A 16,510-nucleotide genomic window follows, 5' to 3' on the forward strand; every position below is an offset into this window, starting at 1 on the left:
CCGTCGCGCCGGCCGGCGGGACCACGTTGGGCAGGCCGTCATAGCTGTAGCTGCCGTTGGCGTTCAGTGTCAGCGTGCCGTAAGTGCCGGGAATGCCGGCGCCAAGCCCGCCGCTCACAGGAACCGCGGTGTTGCTCCCGGCGGCCACGCCGACAACCCCGCCGCCCGCCGCCGCGCCGTCGGCGCCGAACACGTCGTCCGTGCCGTCCGTCAGCACGTTGCCGCTCACGATGCCGCCCTCGACAACGCTGTTGGTGTCGGCATGTGCCGTCGGAATGTCGTCGATAATTTTCACGGAGAGCGTGGCGTTGGCGCTCTGCAGATCCTGGTCGGTCAGCGTGACGGTGAAGTTCTCGAAGAGGTTGTTGGTGCCCTGGATGGGGTCATGCCCCTCGTTGTCGAGCAGTGTGTAGGTGTAGCTCACCTCACCGGTGGCGGCATTGTAGCCTGTCACCGTCAGCGTGTTGCCGAGCGTCGTCGTGAACGAGCCGCCCGTGAACACGCCATCGGTGATGAAGGCGTTGCCGTCGATCGCCAGCGAGTGGATGCCGTCGGGCGAGGAGACGGTGAAGGTGCCGGCGCCGGCCTCGGCCGTGCTTGCCGGATCGGACCCAGGCCCGCCCGGCGTGCCGATATTCAACGCCGCCTCGTTGACGACGACGTCGCCGCCGGTGGCCTCCGGCGTCAGGTCGGTGATCACAGGCGTCGAGTTGCCGATCGAAATCGTCAGCGTGGTATGCGAGGTGTCGCCGTCGCCATCCTTGATCGTGTAGGTGAACACGTCGTTGACGCCGCCGGGCGTGCCGGCAGCGCGCACATAGCTGTAGGAGCCGTCCGCCAGCAGTGTCAGCGTGCCGTAGCTGCCCTGGATCGGCGCGTTCAGCGTGGCCGCATTGTCGACATCGGTATTGGTGTTGCCGGCCTGCACGCCAACCACAGTCGCGCCATCGGCGCCCTTGGTGTCGGCAACGCCGTCCGTCGCGTTGGCGTCGCCGGCATCGGTTCCGCCAGCCAGTACATTGCCTGTCGCCGGGCCGAACTGGCCGGCCGCGATGCTGTCGGTGTCGGCGTGCGCCGTTGGCACATCGTCGACGATGGCGACGGCGAAGGTGGTGCTGGCAGTATCGCCGTCGACATCCGTGACAGTGATGGTGAAATTCTCAGGAACCGTGTCGGTGCTAGGATCATAGCCGGGTGTCTGATCCGTATGGGAAACCGATTCGGTCACCGTATAATTGTATTCGATGGCACCGGTGCTCGGATTGAAGGAGACGATCGTCAGGTAACCGTACTGCCCTGGGATGTGCTGATCGACGCCGGTGACGGTGACACCGTTGATGACGATCGAGCCAATTCCATCCGGCGCGTCGATGCTGATCGTTCCAGTGCTGGACGTTTCTTTGTCGGTCGGCGCTTCGCTACCCGGAGTTTGCGCCCCACCGCCATCGAGGCCAGTTTCACTAGCCGCTTCGGTCGGGGCAAGCAGTGACGTGGCCGTCACTGAAACCTGCCTGTCGACGATCGAGGGAAACAGCTCGCGCCGCTCCAGAAGCCCGAACTGCAGAGCCGTCGGGGGCAACAGGGCCGACAGGTCGAACCCGTCGCCGATGCCGCCGGGGGGAACCGAGAAATCTCCGCCTGCGCTTGAATTCGAACCGCCCGGGCCGGCCGACATGGAGCCGTCGGCGCCGAAGGCGACATCGACATGGCTGGCTTCGAGTGCCGCCAGCAAAGCAACGCGCGGCACCTCGACGTCGCCGATGATGAAGGTCGGCACGTTCAGGGCGCCATCCTTGACCACGATTACCGAGCCGTCGGCCTGTTCGAGCAGAAGGTTTTGGCCATCGACCTTGATGTTGTCGATGGAGGCGTTGGCGGGAAGCCTCACCACATGGCTGGCGTCGGCTACGTATTCGTGCGGCGCAGCTGCCGGCGGTGCCTTTGCTTCCGCGGGGGCTTCTGGCTTGACAGGCGCTCCGCCGCCGACATCGACCGGCACCGGTTCGGACGCTGCCGGCGCGGGCTGCGTCGAATTTGCCTGTGCGACCCGGATCTCCGCCGGCGACGCCTGATCGGCGTGTTCATTGGACGCGGAATGCTCGTTCAAGGAAGCCGAAAAGCTGTCCAACTCGATATTGTTCGTCATGGCTGAAACCCCTCCGATATTTACCGGATAGAGACAGCGGCCACTTCTACTTTGCAACTGCCCCCTAATCTATTTCATATATTATGATATGCATTGCCCGGCATTTTTTACACGTGGTAAACCGCAACAATATAACCTGATATATGTTGGTTTCTGGAGGTCTGGTTGACGGATGACTAGTCGGCATCTTTTTGGTGAACCAAAGTATAAATTTGAATAAAATTTTAGACAAACTGGATAAAGACAGTTGCTGGATATTTATCCACCTTCCTTTCCAATAATTTGAGACAAGATTGGTAGCGTCCACAGTCAAAGGTGGGCGTTATGAAAAAGCAAAAAACAGTTCCGGGAAAAACCCGGCTCCAGATGCTCCTGCTGGCAATCGGGCTTGTCGGCCTGGCGGGGCCGTCATTCGCGAGCGATATCGCCGCATCCGGCTGGCCTCAGGAGAAGGTCCAGACGCCGCCCTGTCTCGGCGGTGTTTCGCTGGCGAGGCCCCAGCCCAGGCAGCCTGCGGGCGCTTACCGGATCGGTCAGGTCATCAGCAGCTATGGCCCGGCAGATGCTGACCGCGGGGATGGCTCGTCAACGGCGCGAGATGACGCCGGGATAGATCCGGTGCAGACCGCGTCGATCATTCCGGGGGTCTTCGGATCGGTTGCCTTGTCCATGCGCAATTTTCCCGTCGCGGCGCGCTGGGCGCCCGTGTACCGGGCAATCACCGCTTGTTCGGCGGGCAGCCCCTGCGAGCGCAAGAGCACAGCTTTTGCCGGCATGGTCGCCGCCGCTCAAGGCAAGGGATTCAGCGAGAAGCTGTCCTTCGTCAACAGCAGCGTAAATCGCCTGATCGCCTACAGGAAAGATAGCGTCGTCTACGGCAAGCTCGACTATTGGGCGAAGCCTTCGGAGATTCTCGAGCGGCGAGCCGGCGATTGCGAGGATTTCGCCATTCTCAAGATGACGGCCCTGCTGAGGGCCGGCATTCCAACGCAGAGCATGGCGCTTGTCGTCCTCCAGGATCGCAAGCGAGGCTTCTTTCACGCAGTGCTGTCGGTGAGCACAGGCAGCGGCACCTTCATTCTCGACAGCCTCAGCAACACTGTGGTGCGTGACAGCGATCTCCCGGATTATGTTCCGCTTTATTCGTTCAGCACGGACCGGGCCTGGATCCACGGTTCAAGACCGGGCGGAGCCCAGATGGCTGACATCAAAGGCGGTTTCGCAACCGTCGCACCTGGCGAAGGTTTTCAGCCATAAGTTCTCGTTGGATTGGTGGTGATTCAACCGCCGAAGACGAACGCCATCAGCAGCTCTGGCTCGAGCACCGGAGCCCGCACCGCATTCAATTGCCCCCGGTAACGACGGTCACCCGCACCGATGACAAAGCCGGTGGCCACCGGCGATTCGCCATTGGCATCGAGCCGCGCGAAGATGTCGGCTACGTTGAGGTCCAATGCCAGCTTGAGATCGTGCCGTGCGTCATCGCTTGGGGCTATCGGCAATTGACGTTTGACCAGTTGCTGGAACGGCGCGTTGAACGACAGGATCTTCTTCGACGATGCCAGGGCAAAGGCCGGGGACGGGCAAGCGACGAGTATGGCGTTGATGGTGTTGATCGATGCAAGCCTTCGCAAGGTCAGGTTTTCATCCGCCAATCCACGCATGCAGGCCACCCGGATCGCGGATGTCAAATTGCCTGTCTGTGCCTGGCTTTCGGCGATCTCGTCGATGAGCATGCCGATCGTGCATTTCCTGCGTTCGGCCATCTGCTTCAGCGACAACCAGAATGCCCGCTCCAAGCGGATGCCGCGTCTTATGCCGCCACGCGCCACGACCCGAAATTCAAGCCCGAAATCCTCGGCCGCGACTGGCGGAAGCAGTCGCTCGCCATCAGGATGAGGGCTGGCGCTACCGCTCACTCATCGCCTCCTCGCGCGCCTTGTTGATCGGCTTCAGGAGGTAGTGCAGGATCGTCTTGCGCCCGGTCTTGATGTCGACCGAGCAGATCATGCCGGGAATGATCGAATAGGCCTTGCCGTCTCTTTGAAGGGTCGATTTGTCCGTCGCCACGCGCACCTGATAGTAGGGTTCCCCCGTTTTCTGATCGACCAGGCTGTCGGCTGTGATGTTGGAGACCTTGCCCTCGATGCCGCCGAAGATCGAGAAATCATAGGCGGTGACCTTGATAAGGGCCTCCTGGTCGGGACGGATGAACGCGACATCCCGTGGCGAGACCCGTGCCTCCACCAGCAACGTCTCGGAGGTCGGCACGATGCCGGCGACGACGGCGCCAGGCTGGACGAAAGCCCCGACCGTGTTGAGCTCCAGCGTGTTGACGATGCCATCCACGGGAGACCGGATGTCGGTGCGCGCGACCTTGTCGGTGGCCCCCCTTATGGTTTCATCCACTACCGAAAGTTCCGCCAGCGCCTGGGTAAGGTCGTCCAACGCCTCCTGCTGCAGTTGCAAGCCGAGTTCCTCGACCTGCAGCTGGGCTTCCGTGATCGACGATTTGATCTTCTTTATTGTTTCGCCGGCCAGGTTCAGCTGGCCGTTGAGCTCGGTCTGTTCGCGCTCTACCCGGAGCTGCTCGGTCCTTGCCATCAGGCCTTTCTTGACCATCGCGTCGACCAGTTTTGCCTCCTGGTCGCTGACGACCAGGTTCTTGGTCAGACGGTCGGAATTGGCCACCGCCTCGGCCAGTTCCCTCTCGCGCTGATCGAGGCGTGACTTGAGCACGGACAGCTTGTTGTCGAAGTTCCCGCGCCGGGCAATGAGCAGCTTCTGTTCATTGTCGCAAATCTGCGGAGCGACCGACTGAATGTCAGGCGGGCACGGAAATGGGCCTGAGAGATTGCCGGCCTGTTCGTATTTCAGCCTTGCTATGCGCACTTCCAGCGCGCGCGCCTTGGCCTGCTGCTCGCCAAGGCTGGATGTGTTGAGCGTGTTGTCCAGGCGGATGATGAGATCGTTCTTCTTGACGATCTGGCCAATCGTGACTGCGATTTCCTGAACGACGCCGGCCTCGCTCGCCTGAATGATCTGGGTCTTGGAAGCGGGTATGACCTTGCCATCGCCGCGTGCGATCTCATCGACCTCGGCAAAGGACGCCCAAGCGACAAAAACGACGAAGAGCGCTCCGATGATGAATATGGACGCCGACGCAAACAGCGGCGGTCGATCTTCCCTGGCAAGCATTTCCCACGCCCCAACGCATTGGATGCAGCAATAATTGTTTTGTCAGGCGCTTGTTTTCTGCAACGCCTGTATGACTTGGTCCTTCGGTCCGTCGGCAACGATCTTGCCCCGTTCGATAACGATCAGGCGGTCGGCCAGCTCAAGCATGCTGAACCGATGTGTGGAGACGATCAGCGTCGTGTCGCGGTCGAAAGCGACTTTGAGCTGCTTGATCAACTGGCGTTCCGAGGCAAGATCCATCGAGCCCGACGGCTCATCCAGAAAGACGATTTTCGGTTTGGTCAAAAGCAGGCGTGCGATCGCCACGGTCTGCCTCTGGCCGCCGGAAAGATTGGTGCCGCGCTCGCCGACATTCATGTCGTAGCCGCGCGGGTGGCGTGAAACGAAATCGTCGACGCCGGCCGCCTTTGCAGCTTCGATGATCTGTTCGTCTGTAGCCTCGGGGCATGCCATCAGGAGGTTTTCCTTGATGGTGCCCGAGAACAGGTCGCCGGCCTGCGCAACGATGCCGACCGCGGCGCGAACCTCGGACGGGTGATACTGGCGAATGTCGATCCCATCCAGCAGCAACTCACCGGAAGTCGGCAGGAAGAGCCGGCCGATCAGCCGCCCCATCGTCGTCTTTCCCGATCCTATGCGGCCGATGATGCCGATCCGCTCCCCTGGCTTCACCGAGAAATTCAGGCCGGTCAGAACCTCGTTCTCCGAGCCGGGATAGACGAACCCGACGTTCCTGAACACCATCGCCCCCTTGCGAATGGGGCGGTTGACGAAACCCACCGTGTCAGGTCGGTCTTCCGGTTGAGCCATGATCGAATTCACCATTCTCAGCGAGAGCATGGCCTGGCGAAACCGGGACAACGTTATGGCGATCTGGCCGAGCGGCGCCACGGCCCTGCTCGCCAGCATCACCGTTCCTATGATTGCTCCTGTCGAAACATGCCCTTCCGAGAAGGCATAGGCGCCGGCCACGACCAGGGCGACGGTCACCAGCTGTTGTATGGACTGGGTGATGTTGCCCGCCGCCGCCGAAAGCTGCTTGATCTTCTCGGACGTGTTGGCGGCGTTCTTGGAGTGCTCCCCCCATTTTCGCAGCAGATACGCCTCGGCGCGCAGCGACTTGATCGTCTCCAGCGTCGAGATGGATTCGACCAGCAGTGCCTGGCGCTGCGATGCTTCGTTCATCGAGGCGGCGACGCGCTTGCCGATGCGGCGCTGGGTGACCAGGCCGACGATGACGGACATCACGAAGGCCAGCGCCGGTATGATCACCAGCCAGCCGCCAATTGCATAGATCACAAGGAGAAAGACGAAGACGAATGCCGTGTCGATGAACACGCTTATGGTGTTGGAGGTGAAGAACTCCCTGACGAATTCATATTGCGTGACCCTGTTTGCGTATTCACCGGTCGAACCGGGGCGCGCCGACAGCGACGAGTTCAGCACTTTCTCGAACAGCAGATAGGATATTCGGAGATCCGCCTTGCGCCCGGCATAGTCGATGAGGGAAGCCCTGGCCGTCTTCAAAAGCAGGTCGAACAGGATGACCGCACCGATGCCGAGAGCCAGCACCCACAGTGTCGATATTGCCTTGTTCGGCAGGATCCTGTCGTAGACGTTCATGGTGAAGATCGGCGAGGCTATGGCCAGCAGATTGATGAACACCGCCGCCAGGACGACTTTCGAATAGGTGCGCCAGAAAGCGCCCATCGTCCCCGTGAGCCAATGTCTCCGCTCGATCCTGGCCGCCGAGCCGACCGACATGGTCTCGGCGGCATTGGCGTAGGTGATCGAGAAGGAAGCGCCGCCGCTGATGTAGCTGGCGGCCAGTTCCGATCGGCCGATCGCGGTGCGGCCGTCTTCCTGGGGCGCGGTGATATACGCATCGTCTTCGCCTAGAGCGAGCAGGGCAACGGGCAATTGGCTGACGCGAAAGACGATTGCGGGCAGATCGATACGCCCCCTGAGAAAATCCCGGTGGTTGAACTCGGTGACTTCCAGGCCGATGCGTTCGGCAAGGTGCCTGATGTCGTCGACCGCAATTCGCGTGTCCGAGAGCGGCACGCCGGCAAACAGCACGGTCTCCGCGCTCGGCCTGCCGAGATATCCGGCAACGGCTGAGAAACAGGCCTTGAACGCCTCCTTGGGGGAGAGGATGTTGGGTTGCTGGTTCACGATCTGCCCGTCAGGACGCTCGCTGGACCTTGCGTCGTCTTATTTCTTCCTCACCGGAGCGAGGATGTCGAAAGGCAGGTCGCTCTTCTGCTCCGACGGCGTCCGCGCATAGGTCTCGGTGTCCGCGGTTTCCGGTGCTGCGAACTCGGTGCGTGCATAGGCTGTCGCCTGCTTTGCCGGCTGAAGGTTCATCGTTTTCAGCAACTGTCCGGTCGCGGCCAGAAGCCGGTACTGGGCAAACAGCGATGCGTAGGACGCGGTATCCGCCAGCGTTGCCGTGTTGAACCGCGTATTCTGCGCGTCGAGCACGTCGAGCAGCGAGCGCTGTCCAACCTTGAACTGCTCGCGATAGGAAGCGACCAGCTTCTCATTGGCGGCGGCTTGCTGCCTCAGGGTCTTCGCCAGATCGGCTTGTCGGAAACGACGATCCCACGACGTGCGAACGGCTTCCTCGATTTCGCGCTGCACCTGATGCAGCGCCAGACGCTGTTCGCTGGTGCGGCGGATCTGCTCCTGCTCGTTGGCCTTGTCGATACCACCGCGGTAGAGATTCCACCGCAGGACCACGCGTGCCTGCAGGTCGCTGGTGTCGCCATCGTCGCCGTCAATGTCAGTTCCCGCCCGGGCGCGACCTTCAGCGATGATGGAGGGGCCGAATTTAGCCCGTGCGGCATCCACGAGGGAAGCCGCCGCGTCGATGTCGCTGTTGGCCATGTGCACGCGCGGATTGCTTTCGCGCGCCAACCCTATTGCCTCGTCAAGCGATCGCGGGAGCGCAGCCGAGACATCGCCCGGCCTCGATGGGCTGGTCAGTGGCTTTCCGACGGTCTTGAAGAAGCGGATCTTGGCCGCTTCCAGTTCCTCGGTCGCCTCCTGCATGCGCGCCTTGGCGGCAAACAGCCGTTCCTCGGCCTGCTGCCGGTCGGCCTCGTTCAGCGCGCCGCCCGAAATGCCTTGCCGGATGTCGCCGAGAATTCCCTGGTGGAAGCCGAGATTTTTCTTCGCTTCGACAACGATCGAAGCCTGCAGCATGTATTCCAGATAGTCCTGGACAACGGACAGCCCGATGAATTCGGACCGTTCCAGCACCCGGAACGAAGCGCCATCGACGCGCGATGCCTGACGGTTCAATTCGGCCCGCCTTGCGCCGCTGTCATAAAGCGTCTGCGAAACGGTAAGATCCGTTTCAGCCGGATAGAGCGCGTCGTCTTCGATGGAAAGGGAGCGCCGGGATGAATTGTCGAGCCGGCGAACGCCGGCCGATGCCTCGACATCGACACTGGGAAGATAAAGGCCCTTGGCCTGCCGCAACTCGAACTCGATTGCTTCGCGATTTTCGATCGCCTGTCCAATCTCGGGATTGGATTCCACCGCGACAGCCATCGCCTCCTTGAGCGTAAGCGCATGAGCACTCCCGCAGGTCAGCATGGTGGCCGCCATCAAAAGACCAAGGCGCCTGCCTATGGTCGACATGTTTGTCGTATTCATCAATCCCACCCTAACGTTTCCCCAGCGTCCTTTTCAGAGCGCTAACCAAGCCAAGGCCTGCCCGTCGGTGGATTATTCACAAATTCACGAAATATGTGAGCGATTATTGATTTAGAGGTCGCTAAATAGCCTTTTTGGGCAACAAGGCTGCGAGATGTAGCAAAAATAGCACATAACGTCGGCTCGCTCCGGTTGTATCCGGACGCCGCACTCTGCGGGATAGCCCGAAAAACGGCAGGTCAGTGGGCCGATATGTCCAGAATCATGCCATGTGGGTATGGCGGCTGTTGATGACCCAACCTGAAGTTGAGCCATTTTCAGGTACGCCCTCTCGGCAGCCGCCCCAAAATACTCCGTCGCGGCGGCCGGCGTGCGCGTCATGTCGCTGATTGCGGCCAAAAGCTGGGTCAGCGCGCACCCTAATTTGCGCTCAACGCCACCATGCGGTCGAGCGCCGCGGTCAGGCCGCGAAGCGAGACCGGGAAGCTCAGCGGGGTCTCGGCGTCCGTCGTCACATTGAGCTTCAGCACCGAGCCTCCCCTCAGCTTTCCAAGCGTCGGCCGATCGACGGTAAAGACCGAGACGCAACCCGTCGGCAGGCAGGTCCTGAAGCGCTGCGGGGACAGTGGCGGCTGATCGTCGATCTGCAGCGTCACGCCCGGGTCGAGCAGGATGCCGAAGGGCAGAAGCAGGGTAGCCGTCGTCGAGCCGTCCGGGCGTGCCGCGATCTCCACGGCAAGAAGCCTCTGCCCGTTCTGCTGGACCTGATCTTGCGCGAGCGAGCACACTCTCGCCTTCTCTCGAACCGAGCAGGTCACACTCCAATCCTGATAGACTTCACGCAGCGATGAGGGTCCATCCGGGACAGCCGCCACCTGTTGCTGGGCAGACACCGGCGACATCAACGAGAATAGAATTGCCCCACATGCGGAGACGGCCTTCGGGCCAGGCTTCATGTGCAGACCCACTCGCGGATCTTGCATTTCTCTCCCGCCGCCTCGCAGGCCTGCAAAGCGAGATCCTCCGCTTCGCGACGGGTCTCGGCCGAGTTCACGCCCCAGGGCGTGAAACGGTTCTCCACCTTGTCTGCCACGGCGAGTGCACCGCAGTGCTTGTAGGGAAAGCCGGTCTCGTCGTCATCATTCCAATGGCGGTGGTTGCGGAAGACGGTGACGACGTTGCAGGCCTTTCCGCCCGCGTTCTCGCAATATTTCTGTGCGATGTCCTTCGCTTCCTGCCGCTTGTCGGCGCCCCAGAAGAAGCCGTATTTGCTATCGGCCTGCGAATAGGCAATGGCCGCCCAGATGCCTTTTTCCTCCTGTTGCGGTTCCGATGGGGCCACAAGGTCGGCCGAGACGACTTGTCCGCTCCACAACAGGGTCAAGCCCAAAACTGCCAAAGCCTGCAATCTCATGGTCGGCATCCTTTCCTTAACCTCAATCGCTTCGCGTCCTACTTCGCCGCCGAAGCGAGGGAGATCACCACACAGCTTTTGCCCGTCGGCAGGAGAAGCGCTTCACCGGCATTGCCGCCGAGCTCGTAGACCTCGACCTGCCCGAGATGGTCGGTAATCTTGCTGCCCTGCGGCAGGATGGATGCGATGTCGGCGCACGGGCTGGCGAATGGCGCCACCCGCACCATCGCCCCTTCGCAACCCGTGGCGGTGGGCGATGCGAAGACGATGCCGGCGGCCGGTCCGCTATAGCGTTCCGACGCATAATCCATGCCGACAAAGGCCTGGATGGCGTGCTTGTCGGCGGCCTGGTCGTTCCACAGGGATTTGACGCTGTATTTCGTGCCGTTCGTCAGAATCTGTCCGAGCGCCGGATAGACGGTCGAGCAGGCCTGCACTCCGGCCTGCTTGACATGCTCGAGGAAGGGCGTGTCCGGAAGCACGGGGGCCGCCGCAGTTTCTGCGGGTGCGGCCGTCGCGCCGCCGACCAGATTGGCGATGGCGGCATAGTTCCCTGCGGCGAAGCCAAGGCCCGCCACGACCAATCCCAGAAGTGAATATCCGGCCACGCGTGGCCAGCGCCGCCTTGGGGACTCGGCCCGCCTCTGCCGATCCGCCTCGACGGTCGCAGTGCGTTTCGCGGACGTGAACTGGTCCTGCTGGCTCATGGTGATGCCCCGGTTATTTGAGTGGTGAAAGGGCCTCTGACAGCCCCTTGAGCGTTGCGGTCACGGTGATCGTCTGACCGTCGACCGTCGAATAGGAGATCGCCGGTGTCGCATTCTGCGAGATCTGTCGGCGCATGACGGGGCCTACCGGCAACATGCCGACGCAGACCATTTCGTTGCAGCCGTTCAGGTGCACGTCGATCGGCTGCTTCTGTCCATCGAACTTCAGTGACACCAGGCCATCGCTCCTGGCGTTCGGAGCGGTGCGCAGGATCATATACGGCTTGCCGTCCTGGGTGGCGGCGAGCGACCAGCTGAAAGCCATCTTGCCTGATGCGTCCTCGATGATCTGCGAGACGTTGCAGACCTTCTTGCGAGCCTTGAGGTTCTCGTCGCAGATCAGCGTCCAGTTATCGAATGGGCGGATGGTGCGCTGATAGTCTCCGAGCTTGACCTCGGGCGGCACCACTACGTCCGATGGCTTGATCCTGTAGGTCGACGCGACCTGCCCGGCGGACGGCACGAGGCCGCCGCAGAGCGCCAGGCAGGTCAGGGCAACAAGTCCTTTCATTCCTGCCTCAGTTCAAGGTGAAGCTGATGCCGGCGCCGACACCGACATGCCCACCCGCGGCCGTGCCCGACAGATTGCCCCGGATGCGGCCGTCTTCACTGGTGTAACCAGCGCCGAAGGCGAACGCGCCTGCGTCCCGCCACAAGCCGCCACCCGCCGCGACGCTCAGCTTTCCGGGCCGGTCGTCATAGCGCAGCGAGGCGGCCGCAAGGCCTATCGCGGCCGCCTGCCGCGCCTCGTCGCGGATGCCGCTGATGTCCGAATTGAGCTGGCTGAGCTTCTGGTCGGTATAGTCGTTGGCCTGCTGCAAGGTCGTGACCGCCACCTTGTCGGTGTAGTCGTTGGACGTATCGATAGCGTAGGCCACGCGGTTGTCCGTATAGCTCTTGCCCGCGGTCAGGCCCTGGTTCATCTGGTCGACGTTGACCGCATCGGTCCCTTTGACGCCGGGGCCGACATTGGAGATGACGACCGGCGCGTTGACGTCGCCACCTTGCAGCGTGATGGTGTTCGTCTTGTTGCCGCCCTGGGTGTCATAGGTCACCGCGTTCTGGGTAAGGTTTCCGACGCCGGCTTTCAGATCCTCGATCGCCGTGTTGGTGGCGTAGAGCTGCGAGCCGTTGATCGCATCGGTGCTGCCGGCATCGACGCGGCCGGCGGCGACATTGGTGATCGTCCGCTCGGCGCCGGCGTCGCCGACGCTGACGGTTCCGGTCGGCGTCGTCCCGCCATAAGTGTAGGTCTTGCCGTTGATGACGGTGCTGGAGGTCCCGACGGCGGTCTGTGTCACCGAACCGGAACCGAGCGCCACATCGTTGGCGTTGTTGGCCTTGGCGCCTTGGCCGAGCGCGACGGCGCCCTGCCCGGTGGCCGTCGAGCCATGTCCCGCAGCCAGGCTGTCGGTGCCGCTCGCCACACTCTCCGGCCCGATCGCCACGGCGTTGGTGCCGCCGGCGATGCTGTCGGCCAGCGTCGAGTTGGCGTGGAAATATTTGATGCCGCCGCCATTGCTGATGCTGGTCAGCGCATTGTCGACGGCCGTGAAGCCGTCATAGACGGTGGAATAATTGTTGCCCTGGATGGTGTAGGTCGGGCCGGTGATGGAGCCGTCGGGATTGACGGTCGTGCCGCCGCCGAACAGGTTGCTGACGTTTTGCGTCACGCCGCGCAATTGCGAGACGTTGACGCCGTCGGTATCGGCCGAGCCCGCCGCGACGTTGGTGAGCTTGCGTTCGGCCCCGGCGGCGCCGATCGACACCTCGCCGACCGAGGTCTGCGAACCGGCGAGCGCAAAGGCCGTGTAGCCGGCCTGCGCGCCGACGCTGGTGATGGACTGCGCGCCGAGCGCAACGCTGTTGATGAAGGTGCTCTGGGCGCCGGCGCCGAGCGCCACCGACTGGATGCCGGACGCCAGCGAATTGGTGCCGAGCGCCAGGCCGTCGGCCAGCATCACGTGGGCGCCTTGGCCGATCGCTGTGCCGCCGGGTGCATCCTGCTCGACAGTGGCGCCATTGCCGATGCCGATGCCGTTGTCGCCGTTGACGACCGTCGTCGGGCCGACCGCGACCGATTCCGCGCCGACCGCCAGCGAGTCGCCCGCCGCCGAATTGGCATGGAAGTATTTCGTCGACGTCACCGAGACGGAGGCGATGGCGCCCTGCAGCTGCCGAAGCGTTACCGCATCCTGAGATTGCGTGCCGTCGGCCACATTGGTGATCTGCCGATACGAGGTAGCGTCGCCGACCGAAACGGCGCCGAGCAGCGTCTTGTCGGTCGTGTTGTACTGGATGAAGTTGGCTGGGCCGGCGGGCAGTTGCCCGGTAAGCGGAGCGATCGCGCGATCGGAGACCGAACCCGAGCCAAGCGCCACGCCGCCGTCGATGCTGACATTGCTGTCGCGGCCGAGCGCCAGTGCGCTGACGCCGGTGGCGGTCGCCTGGTAGCCGACGGCGGTGGAGCCGACGCCTTGTGCGAAGGAATCGGTTTGCGCCAAGCCTGCCTCGTTGGTGCGGGCGTAGCGGATGCCCACACCATTGGCGTCGGTATAGGCGGTCGACGTGTCGCCGGCGATGTTGTTGATCGTGTTGCCGAGATCGGTCACGCCACTGCCGATATTGGCGATATCGGTCGTATTCTGCGTGACCTGCTGGTTGGTGGCGAAGAGCTGCGAACCATTGACCGCATCGGTCGAACCGCCGTTCAACTGCCCGGCCGCGACATTCTGGATCTGGCGTTCGGCGCCCGCCGAGCCGACCGAGAAGGCACCGGCCGGTGTGGCGCCGGCAAAGGTGTAGTTGACGCCGCCGATCGTTGTGCCACCGACGGCGGTCGTTGCGCCCGATGTCGAATTCAGGCCGATCGCCACGTCGCCGTCATTGTTGGCCACGGCGTTCGGGCCGACCGCGACGGAATCCGTTCCGAGAGCCTGTGAATCCGCCAGGGTCGAGTTGGCGTGGAAATACTTGATGCCGCCGCCGACATTGATGTTGCTGAGCGTGACGCCAATGGCGTCGACGGCCTGGTTGGTGGCGAAGAGCTGAGAGCCGTTGATCGCATCGGTCGAGAGCGCGCTGACGCGCCCCGCCGCCAGGTTGGTGAGCGTGCGTTCCGCACCGACCGCGCCGATGCTGACGGTCGAGAGCGGGTTGGTGCCCTGGAAGGCGTAGGTCGTGCCGTTGACCACGCCGCTCGCCGTGCCGACGGCCGTGGTGGTCACCGAGCCGGAGCCGAGCGCCACGTCGCCGGAGCTCGCCGCCGCTGTCGCGCCATTACCCAGCGCGACATTGCCGGCGAGGCCGGCCGCACCCGCGGTCGAGCCGTTGCCCAGTGCCACCGAGCCCTGCCCGATGGCCTTGTTGTTGTTGCCGATGGCGACGGCGCCGTTGGCCGTATTGGCCGCGGTGGCGCTCGCCGTGCCGTCACTGTTGGCGATGTTGTTGGCGCCACCGGTGAAGGCGCCGGTGCCGCTGGCATAGCTCGGATCGCCTATGGCGACCGCGCCGTCGCCATAGGCAACGTTGCCGTAGCCGATCGCGACCGCCTTGCCGCCATCGGCGGTCGCGCCCGTGCCGATGGCGACGGAGTCGGCGGAGATAGCGCCGGCGGCGGTACCGATGGCAATCGCATTGACGTCTTGTGCCACAGCGCCCGCTCCAACTGCTGTCGAGCTCGCCGCTGTCGCGATGGATGTCGTGCCTATGGCAATGGAGTCGTCGCCTCCCGCAGTGGACGAACGGCCACCGGCGAACGCACGGGCACCGGTGGCCTTGGATGTGGAACCGAGCGAAGTGGCGTACACTCCGCTGGCCGTGGCGCCCAATCCCAGCGCACTGGCATTTGCGGCGGTCGCCGCGGCGTTGTTACCCAAAGCCGTGGTGGAGACGTCCGTGGCCTGGGCTCCAGAGCCCGCCGCGACCGAGCCTACTCCGCTCGATACGGCCGAATTGCCCAGGGCCAGCGCGAATTGGCCCGAAGCCGTGGCGACGTTGCCGAACGCTGCCGAGTTTATCGCCGATGCATTTGCCTGGGGACCAACGGCTGCGGCATTGGTGCCGGCGGCCTGGGCCTGGAAGCCCACGGCTGCCGAACTGGCGCCGCCGGCCGACGTACCTATGCCGAGCGCGGTGCTGCCGACTCCGCCGGCGTTGGCACTGACGCCGGCTGCGAGAGAATTGTCTCCTATCGCATTTGCACCCGTCCCGAATGAGGAGGCGTTTATGCCGCTGGCAGCGGACGCGTTGCCGACCGCGGTGCTGGCAGAGCCGCTCGCAATCGAGGTCGCGCCCATCGCTATGGCGGACGTTCCCGTTGCCTTGCTCGCGCGCCCGATCGCGGTGGAGTCAACCTGGGACGCCGTCACATCCGTACCGATGGCGATGGCACTCTGGGCCAGCGCGCCCCCTCCCGCAACAGTTCGGTTGCCAAGATTGACGGCGTTGATCGCGGTCGCGGTCGCCTGGAATCCGATGGCGATGGCATTCTGGTTGGTTGCGGTGGCGCTGTTACCTTGGGCAAGCGAATCCAGCCCGGATGCAGTTGCCCCGAACCCGAGAGCGGTGGCGCGCAGCCCGGTCGCCCGGGTAACATAGCCGATCGCCGTCGAGTTCAATCCGTCGGCACGCGCGTTCAGGCCAAAGGCGGCCGCGCCTGTGGTTGCAACTGAGTTGACGCCAATGGAGCTTGCTCCGTCCCCGTTGGCCTTGGCGTTACCGCCTACAGCGAGCGCGTTGACGCCGGTTGCGCCCGCGAAGACACCTATGCCTATGGCGTTGAGGCCATTGGCACTCATCGTGTAGCCGATAGCGATCGAAGCGTTGCCCGTTGCCGTGGCACCGGTGCCCAGTGCCACGCCGTCGTCGCCATTCACTTTGGCACCATCGCCGACGGCGGTTGAGGCGGACCCGGTGGCGGTGCTGGCACAACCGATGGCAGTGCTTTGTATCCCTGCGGAGGGAGTCGTGCAGTTCGCGACGTTGGTCACAGTCCCGTTGCCAATGGCGAGCTGCGCGAAAGCCGTTTGCGGGATCATGATCCCCATCACGGCAAGCGCCGCCGCCGACATCCCGCCGACGCCCAGCGTTCCCAGCCCCAGGCGCTTGCGCCCCATGCCCAGCACGCAATGAGCCATGCGCAGCACCGCCATTAGGCGGCGGCGCGTCGAGCGTGAGCCATGATCGGCCCCCGCGATCCAGTGCCCGGCGAAATGCGCCGCGCGACGCTGAACAAGAAGCGAGCCGTTCGAAATCTGATTGTCGGTCATGGTTCCCTCTCCGCTGGCCGGCACGAAATGTCTGACAATTCCGCTCCACCGC

General features: G+C 63.2%; 11 protein-coding genes. 1 reads left to right on the forward strand and 10 read right to left on the reverse strand.

Going from position 1 to position 16,510, the window contains the following annotated elements; genetic code table 11:
• The coding region (locus NKH97_RS30200) for an Ig-like domain-containing protein (protein WP_502897104.1) at positions 1-2,146 on the reverse strand (2,146 nt) is incomplete at its 3' end.
• Between the two features lie 324 nt (positions 2,147-2,470).
• Here NKH97_RS30200 and NKH97_RS30205 point away from each other — a divergent pair.
• A complete protein-coding gene (locus NKH97_RS30205; RefSeq protein ID WP_352441935.1) occupies positions 2,471-3,403 on the forward strand; it encodes a transglutaminase-like cysteine peptidase in 933 nt (310 codons plus the stop codon).
• Positions 3,404-3,426: 23 nt separating this feature from the next.
• Here the strand turns inward: NKH97_RS30205 and NKH97_RS30210 are convergent, their stop codons facing one another.
• From NKH97_RS30210 to NKH97_RS30250, 9 genes are all read right to left on the reverse strand, one after another.
• Entirely contained in the window at positions 3,427-4,065 is a 639-nt protein-coding gene (locus tag NKH97_RS30210; protein WP_128304952.1) for a ribbon-helix-helix domain-containing protein, read from the reverse strand.
• Complete coding sequence (locus NKH97_RS30215; protein WP_352441934.1) at positions 4,055-5,344, reverse strand: HlyD family type I secretion periplasmic adaptor subunit; 1,290 nt, start codon at positions 5,342-5,344, stop codon at positions 4,055-4,057. The genes NKH97_RS30210 and NKH97_RS30215 overlap by 11 nt, the downstream gene beginning before the upstream one ends.
• A gap of 42 nt (positions 5,345-5,386) precedes the next feature.
• Positions 5,387-7,519: a type I secretion system permease/ATPase gene (locus NKH97_RS30220; RefSeq protein WP_023809953.1), complete on the reverse strand. Its 2,133-nt coding sequence runs from the start codon at positions 7,517-7,519 to the stop codon at positions 5,387-5,389.
• A 39-nt stretch (positions 7,520-7,558) separates the two neighbouring features.
• Entirely contained in the window at positions 7,559-9,007 is a 1,449-nt protein-coding gene (locus NKH97_RS30225) for a TolC family protein (RefSeq protein ID WP_128304949.1), read from the reverse strand.
• A gap of 419 nt (positions 9,008-9,426) precedes the next feature.
• A complete protein-coding gene (locus NKH97_RS30230) occupies positions 9,427-9,990 on the reverse strand; it encodes an invasion associated locus B family protein (RefSeq protein ID WP_196815310.1) in 564 nt (187 codons plus the stop codon).
• On the reverse strand, positions 9,960-10,421 hold the full coding sequence (locus NKH97_RS30235) for a DUF4189 domain-containing protein (RefSeq protein ID WP_023809956.1): 462 nt from the start codon (positions 10,419-10,421) through the stop codon (positions 9,960-9,962). The genes NKH97_RS30230 and NKH97_RS30235 overlap by 31 nt, the downstream gene beginning before the upstream one ends.
• A 38-nt stretch (positions 10,422-10,459) precedes the next feature.
• Positions 10,460-11,128 (reverse strand): hypothetical protein, encoded by a 669-nt coding sequence (locus NKH97_RS30240; protein WP_023809957.1) that lies wholly within the window; start codon positions 11,126-11,128, stop codon positions 10,460-10,462.
• A 13-nt stretch (positions 11,129-11,141) separates the two neighbouring features.
• Positions 11,142-11,699, reverse strand: a complete 558-nt coding sequence (locus tag NKH97_RS30245; protein WP_023809958.1) for an invasion associated locus B family protein — start codon at positions 11,697-11,699, stop codon at positions 11,142-11,144.
• 7 nt (positions 11,700-11,706) lie between these two features.
• Complete coding sequence (locus NKH97_RS30250; RefSeq protein ID WP_502897105.1) at positions 11,707-16,386, reverse strand: YadA-like family protein; 4,680 nt, start codon at positions 16,384-16,386, stop codon at positions 11,707-11,709.
• Between the last annotated feature and the right edge of the window lie 124 nt (positions 16,387-16,510).

It is taken from the genome of Mesorhizobium sp. M0870 (assembly GCF_040319775.1).
Lineage (GTDB): Bacteria > Pseudomonadota > Alphaproteobacteria > Rhizobiales > Rhizobiaceae > Mesorhizobium.

Coding starts and splice junctions, on each gene's coding strand:
- NKH97_RS30215 (WP_352441934.1), bottom strand. CDS start 5,344: ATGCTTGCCAGGGAAGATCGACCGCCGCTGTTTGCGTCGGCGTCCATA.
- NKH97_RS30205 (WP_352441935.1), top strand. CDS start 2,471: ATGAAAAAGCAAAAAACAGTTCCGGGAAAAACCCGGCTCCAGATGCTC.
- NKH97_RS30240 (WP_023809957.1), bottom strand. CDS start 11,128: ATGAGCCAGCAGGACCAGTTCACGTCCGCGAAACGCACTGCGACCGTC.
- NKH97_RS30245 (WP_023809958.1), bottom strand. CDS start 11,699: ATGAAAGGACTTGTTGCCCTGACCTGCCTGGCGCTCTGCGGCGGCCTC.
- NKH97_RS30235 (WP_023809956.1), bottom strand. CDS start 10,421: ATGAGATTGCAGGCTTTGGCAGTTTTGGGCTTGACCCTGTTGTGGAGC.
- NKH97_RS30225 (WP_128304949.1), bottom strand. CDS start 9,007: ATGAATACGACAAACATGTCGACCATAGGCAGGCGCCTTGGTCTTTTG.
- NKH97_RS30230 (WP_196815310.1), bottom strand. CDS start 9,990: ATGCAAGATCCGCGAGTGGGTCTGCACATGAAGCCTGGCCCGAAGGCC.